The organism is Wolbachia endosymbiont (group B) of Limnophora tigrina, from assembly GCF_964263235.1.
In the GTDB taxonomy this organism is placed as follows: Bacteria; Pseudomonadota; Alphaproteobacteria; order Rickettsiales; family Anaplasmataceae; genus Wolbachia.
This window is the reverse complement of record NZ_OZ181655.1, coordinates 180,700-204,609: the sequence shown is the minus strand read 5'-3', so window position 1 is coordinate 204,609 and position 23,910 is coordinate 180,700. Positions and strand designations below refer to the sequence as shown.

General features: G+C 35.4%; 18 protein-coding genes and 4 pseudogenes. 12 read left to right on the top strand and 10 right to left on the bottom strand.

Translation table 11 applies throughout. The annotated features are described in order from the left end of the window. Window positions 1-44 precede the first annotated feature (44 nt). The 9 genes and pseudogenes from ACE38O_RS00895 to terL form a co-directional block, all read left to right on the top strand. On the top strand, window positions 45-533 hold the full coding sequence (locus ACE38O_RS00895) for a hypothetical protein (protein ID WP_374698752.1): 489 nt from the start codon (window positions 45-47) through the stop codon (window positions 531-533). Window positions 534-602: 69 nt separating this feature from the next. After that, window positions 603-2,516, top strand: a complete 1,914-nt coding sequence (gene uvrB / locus ACE38O_RS00890; RefSeq protein ID WP_374698751.1) for an excinuclease ABC subunit UvrB — start codon at window positions 603-605, stop codon at window positions 2,514-2,516. Window positions 2,517-2,705: 189 nt separating this feature from the next. Beyond that, window positions 2,706-4,733: an ankyrin repeat domain-containing protein gene (locus ACE38O_RS00885; RefSeq protein ID WP_374698750.1), complete on the top strand. Its 2,028-nt coding sequence runs from the start codon at window positions 2,706-2,708 to the stop codon at window positions 4,731-4,733. 578 nt (window positions 4,734-5,311) lie between these two features. Further along, window positions 5,312-5,932: pseudogene (locus ACE38O_RS00880) on the top strand (hypothetical protein); the annotation flags it as partial. Between the two features lie 351 nt (window positions 5,933-6,283). After that, window positions 6,284-7,264: a hypothetical protein gene (locus ACE38O_RS00875; RefSeq protein WP_374698749.1), complete on the top strand. Its 981-nt coding sequence runs from the start codon at window positions 6,284-6,286 to the stop codon at window positions 7,262-7,264. A gap of 250 nt (window positions 7,265-7,514) precedes the next feature. Then, window positions 7,515-7,703, top strand: a complete 189-nt coding sequence (locus tag ACE38O_RS00870; protein ID WP_374698748.1) for a hypothetical protein — start codon at window positions 7,515-7,517, stop codon at window positions 7,701-7,703. Beyond that, complete coding sequence (locus ACE38O_RS00865) at window positions 7,657-7,848, top strand: ankyrin repeat domain-containing protein (protein ID WP_374698747.1); 192 nt, start codon at window positions 7,657-7,659, stop codon at window positions 7,846-7,848. The genes ACE38O_RS00870 and ACE38O_RS00865 overlap by 47 nt, the downstream gene beginning before the upstream one ends. Continuing rightward, window positions 7,773-8,153 (top strand): hypothetical protein, encoded by a 381-nt coding sequence (locus ACE38O_RS00860; RefSeq protein WP_374698746.1) that lies wholly within the window; start codon window positions 7,773-7,775, stop codon window positions 8,151-8,153. The genes ACE38O_RS00865 and ACE38O_RS00860 overlap by 76 nt, the downstream gene beginning before the upstream one ends. Then, window positions 8,132-9,022: pseudogene (terL, locus tag ACE38O_RS00855) on the top strand (phage terminase large subunit); the annotation flags it as partial. The gene ACE38O_RS00860 and the pseudogene terL, both read left to right, overlap by 22 nt. Window position 9,023: 1 nt before the next feature. Here the strand turns inward: terL and ACE38O_RS00850 are convergent. From ACE38O_RS00850 to ACE38O_RS00805, 10 genes and pseudogenes are all read right to left on the bottom strand, one after another. Next, window positions 9,024-11,675 (bottom strand): hypothetical protein, encoded by a 2,652-nt coding sequence (locus ACE38O_RS00850; protein ID WP_374698745.1) that lies wholly within the window; start codon window positions 11,673-11,675, stop codon window positions 9,024-9,026. A gap of 33 nt (window positions 11,676-11,708) precedes the next feature. Further along, window positions 11,709-11,903 (bottom strand): hypothetical protein, encoded by a 195-nt coding sequence (locus ACE38O_RS00845; RefSeq protein WP_374698744.1) that lies wholly within the window; start codon window positions 11,901-11,903, stop codon window positions 11,709-11,711. A 542-nt stretch (window positions 11,904-12,445) separates the two neighbouring features. Then, window positions 12,446-13,903 carry a hypothetical protein gene (locus ACE38O_RS00840; RefSeq protein ID WP_374698743.1) on the bottom strand — a complete coding sequence of 486 codons (1,458 nt, stop codon included), beginning with the start codon at window positions 13,901-13,903 and terminating at the stop codon, window positions 12,446-12,448. A 496-nt stretch (window positions 13,904-14,399) separates the two neighbouring features. Next, window positions 14,400-15,737, bottom strand: coding sequence for a hypothetical protein (locus tag ACE38O_RS00835; protein ID WP_374698742.1), 1,338 nt, complete (start codon window positions 15,735-15,737; stop codon window positions 14,400-14,402). Between the two features lie 73 nt (window positions 15,738-15,810). Next, window positions 15,811-16,899, bottom strand: a pseudogene (locus tag ACE38O_RS00830) (IS481 family transposase). 124 nt (window positions 16,900-17,023) lie between these two features. After that, on the bottom strand, window positions 17,024-17,299 hold the full coding sequence (locus tag ACE38O_RS00825; RefSeq protein WP_374698302.1) for a reverse transcriptase N-terminal domain-containing protein: 276 nt from the start codon (window positions 17,297-17,299) through the stop codon (window positions 17,024-17,026). Between the two features lie 37 nt (window positions 17,300-17,336). After that, entirely contained in the window at window positions 17,337-17,480 is a 144-nt protein-coding gene (locus tag ACE38O_RS00820) for a hypothetical protein (protein WP_374698303.1), read from the bottom strand. Between the two features lie 437 nt (window positions 17,481-17,917). Further along, window positions 17,918-18,163: pseudogene (locus ACE38O_RS00815) on the bottom strand (PD-(D/E)XK nuclease family transposase); the annotation flags it as partial. A gap of 302 nt (window positions 18,164-18,465) precedes the next feature. Further along, a complete protein-coding gene (locus ACE38O_RS00810) occupies window positions 18,466-20,379 on the bottom strand; it encodes an ATP-dependent helicase (RefSeq protein WP_374698741.1) in 1,914 nt (637 codons plus the stop codon). 128 nt (window positions 20,380-20,507) lie between these two features. Continuing rightward, window positions 20,508-20,936: a hypothetical protein gene (locus tag ACE38O_RS00805; protein WP_374699108.1), complete on the bottom strand. Its 429-nt coding sequence runs from the start codon at window positions 20,934-20,936 to the stop codon at window positions 20,508-20,510. A 232-nt stretch (window positions 20,937-21,168) separates the two neighbouring features. On the opposite strand from ACE38O_RS00805, the gene ACE38O_RS00800 reads away from it, so the two are divergent. The 3 genes from ACE38O_RS00800 to nuoL are packed head-to-tail and all read left to right on the top strand — an operon-like array spanning window position 21,169 to window position 23,907. After that, a complete protein-coding gene (locus ACE38O_RS00800; RefSeq protein WP_374698740.1) occupies window positions 21,169-21,756 on the top strand; it encodes an NADH-quinone oxidoreductase subunit J in 588 nt (195 codons plus the stop codon). Next, on the top strand, window positions 21,747-22,055 hold the full coding sequence (gene nuoK, locus ACE38O_RS00795; RefSeq protein WP_019236815.1) for an NADH-quinone oxidoreductase subunit NuoK: 309 nt from the start codon (window positions 21,747-21,749) through the stop codon (window positions 22,053-22,055). Before ACE38O_RS00800 ends, nuoK begins: the two co-directional genes overlap by 10 nt. 4 nt (window positions 22,056-22,059) lie before the next feature. After that, complete coding sequence (nuoL, locus tag ACE38O_RS00790; RefSeq protein ID WP_374698739.1) at window positions 22,060-23,907, top strand: NADH-quinone oxidoreductase subunit L; 1,848 nt, start codon at window positions 22,060-22,062, stop codon at window positions 23,905-23,907. Window positions 23,908-23,910: the final 3 nt, after the last annotated feature.

Genomic DNA, 23,910 nt, shown 5'->3' with positions numbered 1-23,910 from the left:
TTTGCAAGAAGAGAAAATCAAATAAAGAAGGTATCGAAAAATTAATGGAAGATTATTATAGTCAAGAAAATGCAGGAGAGAAAGGATATATAAGCGAGGGAGAATTTAAACAGACAATGAGAAAAATGAAAGAACGCTTACAAGGGATAGAAGAAGAGAAAAAAAAGGTAGTTGATCAGAAGGCAGTAGAAAAAGGAATAAGTCTTATTATAAATAGCATAAAGAATTTTTATTCTAGTGTAAAATCGAACCTGAAACAGCTAGATTGGCAAACTAAGCGCGGCATTATTAAAGCATTAATAGAACAAATTAACATTGGTTGTGATCAGGTAGAAGTAGGATTTTATATCGAAGAACCAGCGCAGGATGGGGGAATTCTTAATTTGTATCATTGTACTACACACCATGATAAGGGGGCTGGCGGAGTTTGTCAAGGAAGTTTTTCGTTTCTATTCCCAATAAAAGTTTGTTATATGGTTATGCAAGAAGTCTATTGTTGGTTAATGTTTTATGGCTTTACGGAAAGTTTATAGCTATACAACTTATCTTAAAAGCAATATAGTGTTCACTATGCAATGAATCAAAGATAGTAAGTAAAGTCTATGAAATTTCAAATCACTACACATTTTCAACCCGCTGGAGATCAACCGCAGGCAATCGATAGTTTAATTGCGGGGCTAAATAGCAATAAAAGAGACCAAGTTTTACTTGGGGTTACTGGTTCTGGGAAAACTTTCACTATGGCAAATGTTATAGCAAGGACAAACAGACCTGCGCTGATCATGGCACACAATAAAACCTTAGCAGCACAACTTTATGAGGAAATGAAAGGATTATTTCCCAATAATGCTGTTGGATATTTCATTTCTTATTATGATTACTATCAGCCCGAAGCTTATTTGCCGCAAACTGATACTTATATCGAAAAAGACTCTGCAATCAACGACAGAATTGACATGCTGCGTTATTCTGCCGTCTGCTCCCTCTTGGAGCGCAGGGACACGATCGTAGTTGCCAGTGTTTCTTGCATATACGGTCTTGGTTCGCCTGAAAGCTACCGCAGCATGACTATATCTTTAAGTGTTGGAGATAAAATTCATGTTAATGATTTCTTGAGTAACTTAGCTGATCTCCAATACAAGCGCTCTGATACCAGGTTTGAGAGAGGATATTTCAGAGTGCGTGGCGATATTATCGATATATTTCCTGCCTATTATGAAAATAAAGCTTGGCGTTTATCGCTGCTTGGTGATGAAATAGAAGAAATTTCTGAAATTGATGCTATAACGAGTAATATTACCAAAAGCCTAAATACAATCACCATTTTTCCAAACAGCTATCACATTACATCACGTGAGACTCTGTTGCAGACAGTTGAGCTAATCAAAAAAGAGCTGCATGAATGCTTGGATTATTACTACTTGCAAAACAAGATTGTTGAAGCAAAGCGCCTCGAGCAACGCACTAATTTTGATATCGAAATGATGAGGACAACAGGAATATGTAAAGGTATTGAAAATTATTCGCGTTATCTCTATGGAATGGAAGCTGGGGATCCACCGCCTACTTTGTTTGAATATTTACCCAAAGACGTAATTTTATTTGTTGATGAGAGTCATGTAACCGTTCCTCAGATTGGTGCAATGTACAGTGGTAATGAGGCGCGTAAAAAGAAATTGATTGACTATGGCTTCAGGCTCCCTTCCGCTTTTGATAATCGTCCATTAAAATTTGAAGAATGGGAGGAAGTTAGGCCGCAGACTATTTACATTTCAGCTACTCCTGGAAAGTATGAGTTGGCAAAGACCAATAATGTATTTATAGAGCAAGTTATCCGTCCAACAGGGCTTACAGACCCAATCTGCATTGTGAAACCAATAGAGAGTCAAATTGATGATGTAATTCATGAGGCACAAGTGACAATAGGAAAGGGATTTTGTGTTTTAATCACTACACTGACAAAAAAAATGGCTGAAAATTTAGCTGAATATATGAGTGAATTAAATATGAGAGTGAGTTATTTGCATTCTGATATTGGTGCGCTGGAGAGAATAGAAATTATATGTAAATTAAGATCTAAAGAAATTGACGTTTTAGTAGGTGTTAACTTGCTTAGGGAAGGTCTTGATATTCCAGAGTGTGGTTTGGTTGCAATTTTAGATGCTGATAAAGAAGGATTTTTGCGATCAGAAACATCGCTCATTCAAACGATCGGTCGTGCTGCGCGTAATGCTGAAGGTAGAGTAATTTTGTATGCAGATAAAATCACTGGTTCTTTAGATCGTGCATTAAGAGAGACTGAAAGAAGAAGAAAAAAACAAGAAGAACATAATATATTGCACAATATTGTCCCGAAGACTATAATAAAACCTATATCAAACACCTTACAGGAGAGGGCAATAGCAGAACCAAAAGTAAATACTAATAAGGATGACTTGAGAAAGCAAATGATAGAGCATGCTGAAAATTTAGAGTTTGAAGAAGCAGCAAGAATAAAAAAATTATTGCAAGGTTAAGTAATATATGATGCTATGGGCATAGTATGAAAGTGTAAACAACCTGCTATTCCCCTTCTTATTTTAGCTCATCTTTTTGAGGACTTTTGACAATGTTTTAGAACTGAAGAAGGAAAGGTGCATTTTTTTATTGACTTACCTATGTATTAAGGTAATCACTGAAGAATTAGTGAGTAATGGTTATAGAATATGAATGGTGGGGTACCAAACAAGGGATTAAATGAACAATTACATGATATTTTAGATCAGTCAGCAAGTAATAGCAATGCATTAGGCAATTACAATTATACTCAATATATAATGTCTCTTCTACAAGCAGAAGCTAATCCAAATACAAAAGGCCAAGCTGGAAAAATTCTGTCAGATTACTTAAATGAAAAATTATCTGACATTTTAAATGAGTTAGAAAGCAATAGAGCTCTATTAGGTAATCACAATTGTACTCAACATATAATGCTTCTTCTACAAGCAGGAGCTGATCCAAATACAAAAGGCCAAGCTGGAAAAACTCTGTCATATTACTTAGATGAAAAATTACGTGACATTTTAAATGAGTTAGCAATGAAGAGAGATGAATATCCTGATCGTATTCAATGTATAATGTTTCTTCTAGAAGCAGGAGCTAATCAAAATACAAAAGGCCAAGATGGAAAAACTCTGTTACATTACGTTGCTGAACGTAACGATATTGGCGGTATAGGATTTCTTTTAAAAGCAGAAGCTGATCCAAATGTGCAAGATCAAAGTGGAAAGACTCCATTTGAATATGTTACTGAACGTAACTGCCTTCAAGCTTTGAAGGATTTGGGTTATGATTTAGATGATGCTCATGAAAATGAAGGGAATCCGACAACACCTGATGGTTCGGTAGGTGAAAGTAATGATTGTTCAAATAGCTCTGGTGATGATAGTCAGATAGAGTCTGTTAAATTGAGTGATTGTAACACAGAAGAGGATTCGGACTATCATTCAGATGATTCTCGTGAAAATGAAGAGAGTCCGGCAAAGAGCCCTAACAACGAAAACTGGACTCCTACAGATCAACAGACAAGCTCAGAATTGCTAGGAGTTAGTAATTCGTCAGATAGTGAGGACTCAGAAGACAGTTCGGACTGTGATGATATTGATCATTATGATACAAGTTGTGGTACACGCCACAGTCATTTAAGATATGATCGAAACATAGACGTAATACGGAAAAAAGATTCTTTTTCTTTAGCTAAAATAAAACTGAATGCAATAGAAATAGAAAAGTATGAAAGTGTTTGGCAAAAAATATACAAGATTCATGATGATCTAGATAAAACTTGCGATAAAGATGAAGATTATTATAAAAAATGTGAAGAAGAATTTGATGAAGTTATAAGCCAAGCGCTAGAGCAAGGAGTAATGTTCACTTTTCAATATAAAAACGACAAGTCCTTTGTGGACCTTATGATTAGTACATTGCAAAAACTATTTTCTTCATATGATACTACTCGGATTCCTGAATTCATAGAACGGACAAAGATGTCACACATAATATCAGGAGGTGCAACTTTAAATGAATTCACTCAAGAAAATCATGATGATTTTGTAAATATAATTTGCAAGGATGAAGATATTTTAAGCCAAAGGGATAAAAATATTTCAAGACTTAATAATTTAGCGTATGAAAGTATTGTAGACAAAAATAATAAGCAAACTCATGAGTATGACTTTAAAGCAGAAATAGATAACGGACACTTTTGTATAGAATATCCACAAGATAGTATTATTGAACCTGCGAAAATCTTAAACCATGAAAAAGCTAAAGAGTTAAATTTAAAAGTCGGCATACTTCAAATTGGGGAAAGTATAGTGAAAGTTGAAAAAGACGCAGAAGGAAAAAGAAATTATAAAGATATCTTAAAAGGTAGCATTAAAATGTCTTTTACCACTGAGGTAGGAGAGATTAGTATTTATCTGAGTCCTAGTAAGAAAGATGGTAATAAAATAGAGGTAGAGATTGATGATGAGAGCGAAGCAAGGCTTAACAAGTTAAAAGCTGAGAAGAAAAGTTTAGGAGAAAACTGTCTTTTGGGAGGAGAAAGTGTTCTGGAAGCTATAGAAGCTAAAGGTTTTAAGAAAAATGGTAATGTACCTACAGAGCCAACCGAGATTACTAAGGATGTTCCATTTACTGATTTTACGCAAGCTTGTTCGCAGCAAATTAACACAAGTGTTAAAAGCAGATAGTGATTATTGGAATAGTGCCACACAATAATAAGCTCACTCAAAATTGTTCCGATTTGACAGGGTTGTTTTGCCGCACCAAGCGGTATGGCTTTGAGTATGAGATTTTAATCTTTCCGGAAGCTCGCCACAGTAGATAGTACAGTATTTACAATGGGCGTGCTTTCAGGGTCGGGCCCCAACCCTACTTAAGTGGCTAAGATATATCTAACGTAGCTTTATCTTTGCTTTCTGACAGTCTTTGTTGATACTCGTTTATCAGCCTTTCAGGCTCGTTCAATACACTCTGAATACAATATGTTGCACAATGTTATGCCAAAGAGTATAATAAAACTTATATCAAATACTTTACAAGAAAAAGTGGTGGTAGAGGCAAAAGTGAACATTAATAAGAAGGAAAGCGCATGCTAGAGCTTGAAAAAGCAGCAAGAATAAAAAATATTATTGAAAGGTTAAAAAGCGTATGATATAATATATATAGTGTAAAAATGTAAATAATTTTATTGACACCTTTACGTTAACACTTCTTAAATGTTTAGTACTGTACAATTAAATTATTGAGTTTTGTGAAGGGAGTAAAAATGGTGGAAAGCTTTTCAGGTAACAATAAAGACAGTAATTTTATTGAGGGGACAAAAATAATGGAAAATTTTTCAGGTAATAACGAAAACGGTAGCTCAATCTTCCAAGGAAAAATCAGGGAGCAAGATTTCTCTGCGGAGCAGAAGTTAAATGAACTGAAAGCAGCCGTAGAGAAGCTTGACAGACAAGATTTGCTCAGAAGGCTCGAGTGTGAGCGTCAGGCTTCTAGTTGTGTCGATGAAATATCATCTCAAGCAGAACTACATATCGAAGATGGTGATGAGGATTACTTCAATGGTGAAAGAGAAAGAGTACTCGGAGATTTCTGGAGTCTCTTTGAACCTCTCTTCAACCTCTTTGAAGTAAATGTAGATGATCCGAAAATCTACCAAATGCTCAAGGAGAAGAAAGAAAAGAACCTGATTGCTGCGATAATGAAGTTCTTGAGTAACAAGCTTAAGGAGTTAATCAAGAAGATCTTCACAAGTAATTTAGATTTGAGTTGGGACAAGAGGTTGGACAAAGAGATAAAAGAATTGCAGGAGAAATTGGGCAGTGGTGAGTTATCAGAAGAAGAGTTTGCAAGGGCGTTAGAAAGGTTAACTGCATTGCAAGATCTAACGCCTACGACAATGTTACAAAAAATAATATAGAGTTCAAAAGCGTGATTTCTAGGGGGTTCTGTGCTCAAAGACAAATTGAAAGATTGAACCTAGAAGCTATACGAAAAGCCTCAAAAACTTATTTTCGGATCTTATACATAAAAAGGAGTCGGCCCAATTTCTCAGCTATTTTTATTGCAACAATTGTAGATATTTTCGTAAACCCAAAAACTCACCGCTTATTTCAGAGTTGTATCGCGAGCTCCTCAATCCAATCAAATTGGAAGAATTTTTATATTCTTCAAAATATTCACAGATTTTACAAGATTTAAGTTTTTTACTGCATAACTATCATAGGAGAAACATTATATGAAAACATTAAGAAATGCTAATGAAAAGGATATAATTTATGAGCTGGCATATGGTGAATTAACAAGTAAAGATAAAGAAAAGCTTCTTAAGCTGGCAAGAAAAATAGAAGAAGGGAAAGGTATTGCAGAAAAGTTCAAAAATGGAGTATTACGAAAATCTCATTACAATATAAAGAAAATTCTTGCGACAAAAATAACTTACGGAAATGAGACGTTTACACTACTAGATCATGCAAAACTGTATAAGAATGATCAAGCTGTAAATGATATCTTACAAGAAGCCAAAAAACAAAAGCTTTCAGAATTAGCATGGAAACAACCACCTATAAAGCAGCAAACCCTACCTTCCACTGTCACAATAGAGACTGCTATAGATACTGGAACTACTATAGCTGAAGAAGAAAATAGTGAAAAAATTCTAAATCTAAATACAACAGCTATAGAGTATCAAAACACTGCCCCTGAAATTGATGATACTGAAACTATATCAACTAATGCTAAATTATGTGAGAATATCAATGAAAGCAGTGAGGATCTTTATAATATAGAAAAGCACCAACTGATATGCAAAAACAACAAAGAAGCTTTAAAGAATATCACTGCTTCAACAGAAGCTGCTATGCAAGAGCTTTTGCCTTCTATTGAAATTATAATAGAAGATCAAACACTATCATGTTCTTATAGTAAATCTGAAAAAGAAAGCGCTGTAAACGAAAAAGAAGGACCATTAACAAAGGCAATGCAACAAAGACGAGCAGTCATGGCTGGTAGTGTTGGTGCAGTGTTGTTAGTGAGTAGCGTTATATCTTATGCCTTGAAAATGTACACTATAGCGGTAGTCGGGGGAATTATTGGATTAGCGTGTATAAGTTTTGCATTGTATAATGTGCTAAAACCCGGTACCAAGCTTGAAGAAGTAAAAAAGATAGAACAATTTGACGTCAAACCCTTTTCCGATTCAAAAGGGTTAACTGCTTAGTAGAACCTTCTTCACTATTTTTAATGTCGATATAAAATTGGTTGCCAAAAATACCACAATAGAGTAGATGTGAGTTTTAAAATTTTGCAAAAATTTACAGCAAAAAGTTGGAAGCAGAACCCTTTTTAACTCATCTTTTTGAGACTTTTAACAATGTTTTAGAACTGAAGAAGGAAAAGGTTATTTTTTTATTGACTTACCTATGTATTACGGTAATCACTGAAGAATTAGTGAGTAATGGTTATGCAATATGAATGGTGGGGTATCAAGCAAGGAATTAAATAAAAAATTACTTAAGATTTTAGATCAGTTAAAAAGCAATAGCAATCTATTAGATGATTCCGATTTTATTAAACGTATAAAGAGGCGTCTAAAAGCAGGAGCTGATCCAAATGTGCCAAGATCACAGTGGAAAGACTCCGTTACATTATGCTGCTGAAAATAACTGCCTTCAAGCTATAGAACTTCTTTTAAAAGCAAAAGCTAATCAAGATGTAGCAAGATCAAAGTGGAAAAGACTCCATTTGAATATGTTACTGAACGTGAGTGCCGTCAAGCTATTAAGGATTTGGGTTATGATTTAGATGATTCTCATGAAAATGAAGGGAATCCGACGACACCTGATGGTTCGGTAGATGATTGTTCAAATAGCTCTGGTGATGATAGTCAGATAGAGTCTGTTAAATTGAGTGATTGTAACACAGAAGAAGATTCAAACTGTAGTTCAAGTGATAATCTTTGTAATGATGATAAAAATGACAATGAAAAAGATGATAAAGAAACTGTAACAAAATTAATACTTGAAGAAATAGAAGGTGTTCTTAGATGTACAGTTCCAGAGTGTGATGGTATGATAAAATATGAGAAAACAATACCATCAAAGGAGTAATTGTGCTTGTGATGCACAGGCTACACCAGGAGGACTTAACTGGGCACCTCTTATCCAAGCCAAAAAACATATGGCATCACATTTGTTTGCCAATGATTTCTGAAAAAGTGGAGATAATCGACTCAATTACGACACAAGAAAAGGGTTTATACTCAAGAGAAGAGAATGAGTTATTATATCCCCTGGAGGGAGGAAGAGAAGAAGTTGAGATGATAAAAGTTGAACTCGGGAGTTATGCTTTTGCGGCTCAATATCAACAAAACCCCCTGCCGCTTTCAAGTGGTATAATAAAACAAGAGTGGCTAAAGCGCTATAAAAATTTCCCTGATAATCCCTCACATGTAACTCAAAGCTGGGACACTGCAGTTTCAATAAACGATTCCAGCGACTTTAGCGTCTGTACCACCTGGGCAAAAATAGATAATAAATTCTATTTACTTGATGTATATCGGGCAAAGCTTGAGTATCCAAAGCTTAAAGAGCAAGTTCTGTCACTAGCTGCAAGATGGGCACCACATGCAATTTTGATTGAAGCAAAAACGAGTGGTCAACAATTAATACAAGAGCTAAAGGCAAATAGCGATCTACCAATTATTGAAATTGTGCCACACAATGACAAACTCACTCGATTTTATCAAATTGTTCCGGTGATAGAGTCTGGTAGGGTTTTTCTGCCACAGCAAGCAGTATGGCTCAATGATTTTGAGTATGAGATTTTAATGTTCCCAGAAGCTCGCCACGATGATCAAGTGGATAGTACGGTACAATATTTACAATGGATGAGAAAAATTAACACCAGCGCTTTCAGGGTCAGGGGCTTTGGCCCCAACCCTAATAAAACGCTTAGGTGGCTAAGAGCAGTGAATTAGATCAATTTCTTCTAAATTTTTTTATGGAAGAGTGCTGCTCGACCTTAGTGGCATCCAGGTCTGTGGATATTGTGGATATTGCCAATTCTTCCATTCCCATACTCAACTCTAGAGTACGTTTTGGCGATCCTCCTCTAGTATTCTCACAATCCATAGACTCATAACCACTTAATCCACTTGTTGTTGCCTCAGCTTTAGAGCTTACGCTTTCAGCATCAGTTACGAACCTGGAAGAGTAACCGCTGTCTTTATTATCTTCGGACTTCATCTTTTCAGCTTTTGACGTACCTTTAGCAGGCCATCGCTCTTTCGAAAACGACTTTACTTCCGAAGCATCATAATCACGGTCAATCCAGTGTCCACCTTCGCCTTTTGTAATTGAAATATATTCTAATGCGCTTTCGTCGGGACAACAGGTTTTAATTGCTGCTTTAGGGGATAACCTATGTTCTCGCACCTGAAAATTTACCCATTCGTCCTTTTCAGATTTCACTGCCTTTTTGACGATGTTAATGTCGATATCTTTTATTTCTACTTTTCCCTCATACTCCTGACTAAAAAGTTCTTTTAAGTTAAGTAAGGCACCACGACTTATATTAGCAACAACTGTTGTTTCTTGGTTTTTCTCACAATTAGAAAGAAATTTAAATGGAAACTCATTGAGATCATAGGCCTCTTTCTTATTGACACAATACTCTTCTTTCGTTTTATCTGTTACCTCCTGTAAATATTCTTTTACATCAACACTATCACCAATTAAACTAGCAATCTTCCCATTTTTTACAATAAAGTTAGTATGAGGAGGATCCAAAGCATAATTATTTAAGTTAAACCAATAAAGCAATGCTTCAAACAACTCTTGCTCTTCCTTTGAAAGTGATGAATCACTTACAATTTTTTCATAAGCCTCTTTACAATCCTCCTTTAAATTACTGCTTTGTAATGACCAATAGTTCGTTTGCTGAACCCAAGGGTTAACCTCTACTGGATTAGCACCTTTCCATGATGAAGGTCTACTCGGTTGCCATAACGAGGGTTCTGCACTTGGAGCCGGTGATGACCAAGCGCCTATTGGCTGATCCCAAGCACTAGTCCCTGCTCGCACATTTTGAGCAGCACCTACAGATTGCAATGATGAAGATGGCCCTGAAACACCATAACTAACTGCAATAGAATTCAGATGTGACCGTGGCGAAAATCCTTTACTCGTTCCAGCTAAATTTACAGGATTGAACAGCAACTCTTCTTTTTCTGACCCTTTCCTGGGAGACCCTCCTAATTCTTCACCCTGACTCCGCGCGGGAAACTCCTGTGTCGTTAATGATTTAGTTAAGCTAGAACTTGGACCATTAGGCACTCTCACTTGCGACTGCACACCAAAATCCTCGAGTTTCAGAGGTGACTCACCAATACCACTATCTCTGTTTCCTTTTCTTGGGTTGGGCGGTGTTTCTAGCCCACTCGGGCCTGCATGTGTAAGAGAATTGAATGGAGAAGTTACTGTTGAGGAGGATCGACTCGAGCCACGTCTCTTAAAATTCTCAAGATCAATTGCAAATTCAAAACTTCCGCTTATTTCATTATATGCAATTGAAGACTGCATGATTATAGGAAGTAAAAGAGCAATCTGCTTATTAGAGAAAGCATAAACTGGCTCTTTACAATTAGCAAATTGTGGATTTGCAGTTTTGCCTCTAATATCACTTATACAATGAAAACCATTAAATACTTTATTAATTTTTGATGCATCCCTAGAACTTAAAGTTTCAAACTGACCATCATCCATTTCTATAAAAGGTATAAGAGCAAAACTATGCCCATTCTTTATTTTGTTTTCGTCTATAAAAGTATCATAATCATAGGCATCAACGAATCTCCCTGCGAATCTTAAAATTAAGTCACTAAGAATATTCTTACAATTTTCAACTTTATACTCTACGCTGCCTGGAGTTCTAAAATCAAATGCTACTTCTTTTTTAACATACTCTGCTACACTCTTGACTACCTTATCACTCACATCTTTAATATATAACATATCATCTTTATATTCGTAAAAGCCCGAGCTCTTAAGACCACACTCTTTTAACCTTGAGTTAAATTCTTGAATATACACCCCTTTAAGCACTTCAAAAGTCTCTGAATCACATTCCCTCTTAAGGTATTCATCGCTAAAAGCTATACAGTATAGATAAGGACTACCTATTACTCCTATTTTAACAGTTCCTATTACCCATTCAGATGCTCCTTCCTTAGTTATCCCTGCTTTTTGTAGACGTGCAACCACTTTGGATTTTACAGCCCTCTTAAACTCATTAGCAAAATGAACCTTCAAGTTACGAATCACTTCATTATTTGTAGAGTCTGCAAGCTTCACTTTCACTATGCTATTACTTACATACTCTTTATCAGGATTAGCACCTAGAACAAATGGGAAACAGTTTAAGTTATAATATCTACTTGCTACCTCTTTAGTACCATACTGTTGCTTTATTATCTCCTCTCCTATTTCTCGCAGATATTCTTTTGTATTAGTACTACTAGCAAATAAACCAACAATCTTTTTACCTTCTACAGTAAAATTAGTATTGATCTTATCAGAAAAATAATTATTTAAATTAAATGCATTAACCAGCTCTTTTGTAGAATTACCCATAACTCCCCCCATTAAAATTATGATGAAACAACATTACTTACTTTTGTCTTTACTACTGCCAGCACTAGTAGTGCTGCTACTACCCAATTGCGAGCTAGGCTTGCTACGTTCCTGCATTTCTTTCCTATATTGCTCACGTATTTCCTTATTAGGACCAGTGTATTTCTCAAACCTGTTGCTTGGAATCACCCTATTACCCCTATTTTCTTTATCGTTATTACCATGCATATTGATCCCTAAGTAAAAATATTATGTAACTAATATACTAAAAATAAATTGTAATGCAAGCACTTTTTTTATATTTTTTAGCATAAATTTTATTCACTCTTTTTCATAAAATTCAATTTTCTAGATTCTGCTAACACGTAGCGGAATGACGAACTGTCGACATCTATCTATATGCCCCTGGATTCCAGTGTCACGCACTGGAATGACAAGTCATTGGCAACCCTAAGTTCCCTACGTCATACCGCGATTCATTCGCGGTATCTCAAGCATAGATTCCGCTAACACGTAGCGGAATGACGAACTGTCGACATCTATCTATATGCTCCTGGATTCCAGTGTCACGCACTGGAATGACAAGGTTATGGGTGTCATCCCAGTGCCCAGACACTGGGATCTAGTCTTTTTTCCATCAAAAACACTCCCTTCTAACATAAAACCCTACACTTATCAAACCTAATGTACATCCTGGATTCCAGTGTCAGCTACTTTAATGACAAGGTTATGGGTGTCATCCCAGTGCCCAGACACTGGTATTTTCATGATTATGTCTTCCCTACTGACTGACCTTCTACACATTTCTCAACTTTTACATCATTAGTCAATCCTTTTGGTGGTTGAGCATCATTCACAGAACCTTCATTCTCAGCACCATTCCAAACGCCAATTTTAAAATTAGCAACTTTTTTTGCAAGCTTAGCGTCAAAGTCATCTTGCTTATTAGTAGATTTCTTGTTAACACTACCATTCAGACGGCTTTCTACGCAATTAGCAGACCCGTTTTTCTTCTCATTATTAAGCTTGTTTCCTTGTCTGCTAGTGGGCGGCATAGCAGACTTGTTTTCCTCCCCATTATTAAGCGTGATTCCTCCATTAACATCAGCATTTGAACGCCTGTCTTGGGAACTAGCACACTCTGATATATCAGAATCAAATTTTATCCCACTTGCCACAGGCTTCTTCTCCGGAACTTTCGGTGGACACACAGCCACCTTCGGTTCAGGCTTCGCTTCTTTCTTTTCTTCCACTTTTGGTTTTGTTTCTTTTATCTCGCGGATCTCCTCCTTTATAACCTCTTTAGGCATTAGTTCTTTCATAGGTTTTGGTAAAAGATCAAGTTCCGGTTTGCTCAGAACAACCGGCCTTACAAATCCGGGTGAAACTTTAAAAAGGGAAACTGGCACAGCGGGCTTTTCTCTTTCATTTACCTTTATTTCTACGTCTTTATGAACTTCTTTATTTGCTTCTTCCTTTAATGATGTTTTTTCTGCTTTTTTACCTTCTTTTTCTGTAGATGCCTCTACTATAGCTGCTAGCTCAACTCCAAACATCTCTGCAAACATTGTAATAATCCATCCGGTAACGGCGAGCTGTAACTTTAGTTTAAGATCCTGCAACAAACTAAGCCTTTCGAACACCCTTGCAAACTCTTCTTCTGACAACTCACCACTGCCTAATTTCTCCTGCAATTCTTTTATCTCTTTGTCCAACCTCTTGTCCCAACTCAAATCTAAATTACTTGTGAAGATCTTCTTGATTAACTCCTTAAGCTTGTCACGCAAGAACTTCATTATCGCAGCAATCAGGTTCTTTTCTTTCTTCTCCTTGAGCATTTGGTAGATTTTCGGATCATCTACATTTACTTCAAAGAGGTTGAAGAGAGGTTCAAAGAGACTCCAGAAATCTCCGAGTACTCTTTCTCTTTCACCATTGAAGTAATCCTCATCACCATCTTCGATATGTAGTTCTGCTTGAGATGATATTTCATCGATACAACTAGAAGCCTGACGCTCACACTCGGTTCTTCTGAGCTCCTCTATGGCTGCTTTTAGTTCGTTTAGCTTCTGCTCCGCAGAGAAATCTTGCTCTCTGATTTTTCCTTGGAAGATTGAGCTACCGTTTCCGTTATTATTTAAAAAATCTTCTATTATTTTTTCCTCCTCAATTAAATTATTGTCTTTATTTTGAACTAAAAAGCTTTCTACCATTTTTACTCCACTCATAAAACTTAGTAATTTAATTCTACAGTACTAAACATTTAAGAAGTATTAAGGTAAAGATGTCAATAAAATTATTTACATCTTTACGCTATATATATTATATCATACGCTTTTTAACCTTTCAATAATATTTTTTATTCTTGCTGCTTTTTCAAGCTCTAGCATGCGCTTTCCTTCTTATTAATGTTCACTTTTGCCTCTACTACCACTTTTAAAGTATTTGTTTATTATACTCTTTGGCATAACATTGTGCAACATATTGTATTCAGAGTGTATTGAACGAGCCTGAAAGGCTGATAAACGAGTATCAACAAAGGCTGTCAGAAAGCAAAGATAAAGCTACGTTAGATATACCTTAGCCACTTAAGTAGCTGACCCTGAAAGCACATCCATTGTAAATACTGCACTGTGGCGAGCTTCCGGAAAGATTAAAATCTCATACTCAAAATCATTGAGCCATACTGCTATAACTAATTTCTTAAAATCTTACCTGAATAACTTAACCCCCTAAAGCTACTTCTCTATTCTGCTGCAAATGAACTTGCGTAAGATTAGTAGATAGATCATCCTTAATAGTCTTGATTGACTCTGTAGGTAGATTACCATTTTTCTTAAAACCTTTAGCTTCTATAGCTTCCAGAACACTTTTTCCTTCCAAAAGACAGTTTTCTCCTAAACTTTTCTTCTCAGCTTTTAACTTGTTAAGCCTTGCTTTGTTTTCCTCATCAATCTCTACTTCTATTTTATTACCATCTTTCTTACTAGGACTTAGATAAATAATAATCTTTCCTACCTCAGTGGTAAAAGACATTTTAATGCTACCTTTTAAGATATCTGTGTAATTTGTTTTTCCATCTTTTGTACCTTCAACTCTCACTATATTTTCCCCAATTTTAATTATGACGACTTTTAAATCTAAAGCTTCATCTTTTAAAGCTTTAGCTTTGTTAAAGATTTTTGCAGGTTCAATAATACTATCTTGTGGACATTCTATACAAGAGCATCGGTTATCTATTTCTGCTTTAAAGTCATACTCATGAGTTTGCTTACTTTTGTTTACAATACTTTCATATGCTAAATTATTAAGCCTTGAAATATTTTTATCCCTTTGGTTTAAAATATCTTCATCCTTGCAAATTATATTTACAAAATCATCATGATTTTCTTGAGTGAATTCATTTAAAGTTGCGCCTTCTGAAATTATCTTTAATATCTTTGTCTTATCTAGGAATTCATAAATTTTAGTAGTATCAGATGAGAAATATAGTTTTTGCAATGTATCAATTATAAGATCTATAAAGGACTTATTGTCTTCATATGGAAAAGTGAACATTATTTCTTGTTCTAGTGCTTGTCTTATAACTTCATCAAGTTTCTTGTCACATTTTTCATAATCATCATCACTACCATAATTACCCAAAACCTTCAAGTCTTCATGGATTTCACCTATTTCTTCCCAAATACTCTCGTACTTTTCTATTTCTACTTTATTCAGTTTTATTTTAGCTAAAGAAAAAGAATCTTTTTTCCGTATTATGTTTATGTTTTTATCATATCTTAAATGACTGTGGCGTGTACCACAACTTGTATCATAATGATCAATATCATCACAGTCCGAACTGTCTTCTGAGTCCTCACTATCTGACGAATTACTAACTCCTAGCAATTCTGAGCTTGTCTGTTGATCTGTAGAAGTCCAGTTTTCGTTGTTAGGGCTCTTTGCCAGACTCTCTTCATTTTCACGAGAATCATCTGAATAATAGTCCGAATCCTCTTCTGAATCACTTAATTTAGTACAAGTTGTTTTATCGTTAGAAATATAACCTAAATCCTTCAAAGCTTGAAGGCAGTCAGGTTCAGTAACATATTCAAATGGTGTAAAAGACAAGATTTAATGTGACAGACAAGAATTAACTGACAGAAGAATTGAGGTAGTCAAAACTAATATCAGGCTCTTGTTTAATGCTACTAATGTTTTTCTGAAAAGCAATATATTTACTATCAAAAAACGTTTGCATAGGTGTTTTGCCATAGCAATACTTACCCGAGTGAGGCCTTGTCTCATTATAAGAACGCAACCAATAATCAACATCAATCTGTAGATCTTCCAAAGAATTGTAGATTTTCTTTCTAAAGATAATATTGTAACACTCATCTTGCATGGTTCTATGAAATCTTTCACATATGCCATTGGTTTGTGGAGAGTTGGCTTTGGTTCTAGAATGATCGATATTTTCGATTCCCAAATATAACTGATAAGCGTGATTTTCTGGCTTGCCACAATACTCTGTACCCCTATCAGTTAGAATGTGTAATAATGGAATTTTCTGCTCATCAAAAAATGGAATAACTCTATCGTTGAGGAGGTCTGCAGCTGTAATAGCTGTTCTGTCCGTGTAAAGTTTAACCATTGCAACTCTCGAATAAGTATCAACAAAAGTCTGCTGATAAATTAGCCCTATACCTTTGATATTGCCCACATAATAGGTATCTTGAGAACCCAAATAACCTGGATGTTGTGTCTCAATTTCACCATGAGCTTCCCTTTGTTCTTTAACTTTTTCTAAAGCTGTAAGTTGTTCTTCAGTTAAAATGATTCCTTCTTAAGCTACTTTTGTCTCTAGCGCTTTAAGTCTCTTTTTGAGAGTTTCAAGGTCATTTCTTAGCCATACAGACCTTACTCCTCCCTGAGAAATTATTATACCTCTTTTTCTCAGTTCATTTGCAGCTCTTTCTTGCCCATATGCTGGAAATTCTGTTGCTATACCAATCACTGCTCTTTCTATATCGTCGGAAACTCTGTTCGCTAATAGCGGTTTTTTCTTACTTATTTCATGTAATGCTTCCTCTCCTCCATTTTCATATAACTCCTTAAACCGATAAAATGTATCTCTTGAGTATCCCATCACTTTGCATGCTTGAGATACATTTCCTAGTTGTTTTGCTAGCTCTAATAACCCTAGCTTTGGTTTTAGTATTTTTGTTTGTATTGTACTCATTTCTAACACTCCTTTCTTTTATTATTTTATAACTTACTTATTTTAAGTGTCAGATCAAGTCCTATTTAATACATATAAATTCGTTTGAGCGGAGAAGGTTTATATCCTCTTTGTTTTAACAGCTTTATTCCTTGAAATTTAGCATTGCAAGTTGACCATCCACACCTGCTGTGGTTTTTCCTTGGTTTTCAGTTACTCTCTTAACAGCCAAGGCTTTGCCGCTAAAAGAGCGTGTGAGAAGATGTTGTAAAGTTTTCACCTTACCCCATCTTCCTTGTTGGACAGCCTTAACAATACGTCTTTGTAGCCTCATAACAACTTTTTGGCATTTCTTCCAGGATAACTGGTTCCATACTTCGGAGTTGTTGGTAGGTGCACTTACAGTTTTACTTGTAATCATCTGCTTTCCTACCTTAAGTGGTTAACAAAGTTTCTTGTCACGAAGGACCAAATGGAAGTCTGCTCGTTTTCACGCGAATTAATGTTACAAATTCTATCCATTTCGTTACAAAATGGCATTCGCTTTCTCCATTATCCTTTACCTGCACATCCATCAGCATTCCTTGCGGTTTGCCTGCCATATAGGCGAAAATACAGGCTTACCCTGTTCCTTCTGTCATACAATAGTGGGTTAGGTGACTTCTCTATACCGATTATTTGCGTACATCCAGAAATGAAAAATGTCACATTACCTTTTGGTCGGAGCTTATCAGCATCTTTAGCTCCTTAATCGTTACGATACTTATGAAGCTTCACTTAAGTTCACCATACCACTTAGCCTAGCCCTCCAACCACATGATGCTTGTAGTTTATGCTCCTCTTACGATTACGCATCTTCTTTTTCAAGAGGAGGTTCATTGTCCGCATCGCTCGGCACCAACTGGTTACCCGATTCGCACTGATGCATAGACTCAGATGGCAAAACATCTGGTTTAATAAGTTTTAGAATCCTTTCAGTTTCTTTCTGAATGAATTCCTCTCCTTTTAAACAATATGACCGAAGACTTTCAGGTCGCACCATTTCTGCTATATATCTATTTCCGTGAGAATCCTTGCAGAGAACATCAACAATACTTTGTTTATCAGAGGCAACTTCGGGATCCATAATAGTGCTAAGAAACTCAACTTCTTGTATTGCATTTATCTCAGTAAACCCTAAAATATCGTTCAAAAAGTGGATCAGGATATTCTTATTTTTTTCCGTTCCAAAGATTTTTTTGAAACACAAATCATTGCGAGGATCGAGAAATTTTGAAAGAGCCATGGCAAAAATGCTTGAAAATATTAATAACTATACACTATTATTAACAATTATTCAACCATATTTTTGAAGATAGCTATAGCTATGCCGCCGCGGCGCTAACTAGTAGCGGAATGACGGTTTTTCAAATTGTCGGTAAATCTAAGTCAGTTTAGCTATAGGCAGCAATTTTCTGTATTTATTTTAAATTGAAGAAAGCTCAAATGAAAGATCGTGCTTTGCTAAAAATCACAGAATGCAGTCTGGTTACACATATAGTTGAAGTAATTCAGATTTGTAAGATATGTTTATCTGCAGTTATAGCTTCAACAGTAGGCGTTACTCTTGATTACTTCAACATTTTCTCTTGGCAATTCTTTAATGAACCGAGAAGTGTGCATCGGTTGCCACTGGTTGTTAATTTCCCTCCTATCTGCACATGAAATGATTAACCTTTCCTTTGCCCTGGTTATGCCAACATATGCAAGTCTCCTTTCTTCTTCTAAAGCTTTACCACTTTTATCTTCAAAAGATCTTTGATGAGGAAATAATCCCTCTTCCCAACCAGGTAGAAACACGCACGGGAATTCAAGTCCTTTGGCTGCATGAAGAGTCATAACATATACGGTGTCATCGTTATTCATATTATCCACTTCCATCACCAGACTTATATGCTCCAAGAAAGTTGTGGCATTATCGAAATTTTTTAAAGATGAGATGAGCTCCTTGACATTTTCTATTCGTGCTAAGCCTGTTACCTCCTCATTTTCAAGCATTTCAATATACCCTGATTGGTTTGCTACGATTTTAACGAATTCATGCAGTGGTTTTACGCTTACTATTTCTTCCCAAGCTTTAATTTTATTTAAAAAATCATTTAGTGAGAGTTTAATTCTTTCGGTTACTTGATTACTATTAACTAATATTTTTGCTGCCTCAAAAAAAGAAATTTTGTTATCCTGAGCAGTCGTGTATATTTTCTTTAGAGTTGTAGCTCCTATGCTTCTTTTTGGCCGATTTACGATCCTTTCGAAAGCTAAGTCATCGTTATTGTTTGTAACGAGTCTTAAATATGCAATTATATCCCTGACTTCCTGACGTTCGTAGAATTTTACGCCACTTATAATCTTGTAGGGAATTGAATATTTTATAAAATACTCTTCGAGAACTCTAGTTTGAAAAGTGGCCCTTACCAGCACTGCAATGTCACTAAATCTGTATTTATTGAGCTTTAATATCTGTTCGCTTATGAACCTTGCTTCAGCTTTTCCGTCCCATAATTTTATTAGATTTACCTTTTCCCCTTCAACGTTTGTTGTCCACAATTTTTTTTCTAAGCGAGTCTTATTGTGATTGATAACATATGACGCAGTTGCAAGTATGTGGGATGTTGACCTGTAGTTACACTCTAGTTTAACAGTTTTTGCATTTTTAAAATCATCAGAAAACTTTAAAATGTTTTCAACTTCTGCGCCACGCCAACTGTATATTGATTGATCGTCATCTCCCACACAGCAAATATTTGAATGCTCTTTTGCAAGGTATTTTAGCCAAAGATATTGTATTGCATTTGTATCTTGATACTCATCTACCATGACATACTTAAACTTGTTTTGGTAATAAGAGAGAATTTCAGTTTTTTGATTAAAGAGTTGTACATTATATAGTAGTAAATCACCGAAATCGACAGAGTTAAGGAATTTCAACCTTTCCTGATATTGGTGATAGACTTTTAGTGCAGTTACGTATACTGACCTAAATGATTGAACGTCTTCCACTTCAGATGGCAACAAGCATTTCTCTTTCCATTGCTGAATAATATTCATAATGGTCTTACACTTCTCTGATAAGTAATCAGGACTTATTTCGTTAATAATATTTTTTATTACCTGTAATTGGTCATCCACACCAATGATTGTAAAATTGGAGTTTAATCCTACAATTTCTGCATGCTGGCGCAAAATTTTCGCTGCAATTGCATGGAAAGTGCCAAGCCATGGTATGTTTGTGCCCGTTAGCTCAAGTACCCTTGATACCATCTCATTTGCTGCTTTGTTTGTGAATGTAACAGCTAATATTTCATCAGAATAAGCATGACCGTTTCTAATTATGTGCGCTATTCTTGAAGTAATCGTTCTTGTTTTTCCGGTTCCGGCTCCTGCCAATATCAAAACCGGCCCATCTATGTTAGTTACAGCTAATTGTTGTTCTGGATTTAGCAGTGAGAGATAATCGTTCATTGCAGCCCTATAGATTATAACTTTGTAAAGTTAAACCTATGATTGAAATATTGTAAAGGTTTTATTGAATAGAACAGTTAAAGAATACTTCACTCAAGTACTACATATTTAAATGTAAGGTTTTACATCTATTTTGTTTTAGTAGTTTCAGGTGTATGCTGAGTAACAACAACTTGATTTGAGGTGTTGGCACCAGAACTTCTGCTTGTTGGGTGGATAGGTGGAGTTTGGAATGGCTTATATGTACGGTTTAGTTCCTTCATCTCTATTTCTTCAACTTCAACAAGAGGTTTTTCTTTTGGGGTATAGTGATTATGCGTTGCAGGTCGTTCAGTGAGATCTTCATATGTTTCTTTCAACCAAGCTCCGATATCATACACAAATCCATACGCTTTTTCTTTAAATTCTCTCCATGATCTATCTAAACTGGCTAGTGTGTTATTGAAGTAAATTGTCATATAGTCTCTTGTGGTGTATTGATAACTTTCTCCATCTAATTTGTTACTTTGTGTGTTACAAGTGTTATTGCTTTGAAAATAACCAAATATGTTATACATTTTGAGCTGCCATTGACTATTAATATACATATATTATATGTTAATAAATTAAAATAGTCAAGAGTAAGTTAAGTGTTTATTGTATTGATGAAACGCTTAGGAAACACTCTATATAACAACTTAAAATGGAGCTAGGGTTTTATAGTACAATGTTTTCAAACGTTTAATATAATATTGACTTTATATCGATAGTTACTTTAAATTAGTAACTATTGTTGCAGTTAAAGTATCAATGCCTTTTTTCTTTTATTTTTTTTCGATTTTGAGCATTTTGTCTGCTGTTTGTGTGATTAGCGTAAGAAATCCTGTGCATGCAGTGTTATTTTTAATTTTCACCTTCGTTAACTCTGCAGTGCTTTTCATTCTCCTTGGAGCTGAATTCATTGCTATGATGGTGCTGATAGTATACATCGGTGCAGTTGCAGTGTTATTCCTCTTTGTAGTTATGATGCTTGATATTGACTACATAAGGTTGCACCAGGGTTTTGCGAAGCATTTCACTCTTGGTGCTATATTATGTGTTGTATTTTTTCTGATTATCAGTTTTGTAATCCGCAGCTCAACGCTGAATATAAGTAATGTTATAAACTATAATGCCAATAACGTGAAAGCTATTGGTAATTTGCTCTACACTGACTACATGTACGCTTTTCATCTTTCTGGTATTCTGCTGCTTGTTGCAATTGTTGGTGCAATTGCTCTTACTTTGCAGGACAAGAAAAAAGGAGTTAAAAAACAGAATGTATTAAAGCAATTGACACAATCTTCATCTGTAAAATTGATTAAGGCTAAATTTGGAAAAGGAGTAGAATGGAAATAGGATTAAATCATTTTTTGATAGTTGCTGCTATTTTGTTCACTATTGGGGTGTGCGGTATTTTCATTAACCGTAAGAGCATAATCAATATACTGTTATCAATAGAAATATTATTGCTGGCAATTAATATCAATCTAGTTGCTTTTTCTGCCTTTATGAATGATATAGTTGGGCAAATTTTTGTGATGTTTGTGTTGACTGTTGCGGCAGCAGAGTCAGGAGTTGGGCTTGCAATATTGGTTGTATATTATAGAAGCCGTGGCAATATAGATGTTGAACAAGCGAACTTAATGAAAGAATGAAAGTATGATGGATATACTGAAATTAATAGTATTTTTGCCACTCTTTGGTTCGCTATTTGCAGCACTTTTTAGAAAAAGTCAGTTAGTTACAACGGCAGGGATTGGAATATCTGCAGTTTTATCTTGGTATGTTTTTCTCACCTTCTCTGAAAATTATCACTTGAGTTTATTTCCTCTATTTTCATTAAGTGTATTAAAAGTAAATTGGGCAATTAGTGTGGATGCTCTCTCATCCTTAATGCTTATTGTTATTACCACCGTTTCACTAGTAGTCCACCTCTATTCTATCGGTTATATGGAGCATGACAAAGGGAAGTCGAGGTTTTTTTCTTACCTATCGCTATTTACGTTTTGCATGATTGTGCTGGTTGTAAGCGATAATTTCGTGCAGCTTTTTTTTGGCTGGGAAGGGGTTGGCCTATGTTCTTATTTACTCATAGGATTTTGGTTCCAAAAATATTCTGCAAATAATGCAGCAATTAAAGCATTTGTTGTGAATAGGGTAGGAGACTTTGCACTATTGATTGGGATCTTTCTCATTTATTATACATTTCACTCTTTGAAATTTACTGAAGTTTTTGATACAGCCGATCTTCTTGGCACGCAGAACATTAAGGCATTCTGCTGTGAATTTAAAATAATTCATATAATATGCATATTACTTTTTATTGGCTGTATGGGTAAATCTGCACAGCTTGGTTTACATGTTTGGTTGCCAGATGCAATGGAAGGGCCAACCCCTGTTTCTGCACTCATTCACGCAGCAACGATGGTAACAGCAGGTATATTTTTAGTAGCAAAATGTTCTCCATTGTTTGAGCTATCAAATGTGGCACGAGAATTAATAGTTATTGTTGGGGCACTTACTGCTTTTTTTGCAGCTACGGTTGCGATTACTCAGAACGATATAAAAAAAATAATTGCTTATTCAACCTGCAGCCAACTTGGTTATATGTTCATGGCATGTGGGCTTTCTGCTTACAATGTTGCTATTTTTCATTTAATGACCCACGCTTTTTTTAAGGCTCTATTATTCCTTGGTGCAGGTAATGTGATTCATGCAATGCATCATGAGCAAAATATTCAGAAAATGGGAAATTGCTGGAAGAAAATCCCTTACACTTACGCTCTTATGTGGATTGGATCTCTTGCGCTTTCTGGAATATTTCCATTTGCAGGTTTTTACTCAAAAGATTTGATAATTGAACATGCTTATAGCACGGATAGCTTTGCTTTTGTAATAAGCTTAGTTGTTGCATTCTTCACAGCGTTTTACTCTTGGAGGTTATTGCTTCTTGTGTTCCATAGCCAAAAACAAAGTAAAATTAATATACATGAAGCACCGAAGATTATGCTTATACCATTACTGATACTTGCTTTTGGATCGGTATTTTCTGGAGTGTGGGGAGCAAATATTTTGAACATAACTAGTAATGCGTTTTGGAAATCAAGTTTAATGGTGATTGATGAGCATGGAGTTCATAATTTCTTTATAAAATTACTACCAACCTTGGCAAGCCTAAGTGGAATAGCACTTGCGTACCTAATTTACCAATATCAAGTAATTAGGCAAATTAAGAGTAAATTTTTACTTAAGTTTTTGCAGAATAAATGGTACTTTGATGAGGTGTATGAGTTTGTTATAATTGCACCGATAAGGTTTATATCTAGGCTTCTATGGAAGTTTGATGTTAAGGCTATTGATTCATTTGGACCAAATGGTGTTGTAAGGTTGGTTAATGAATGTTCAAAAAGTTCTATAAAGTTACAAACTGGTTATATATTTGATTATGCATTTATTATGTTTGTTACTTTAATAATCGGTGCTTTATATATTATTGGAATTAAATAGAAG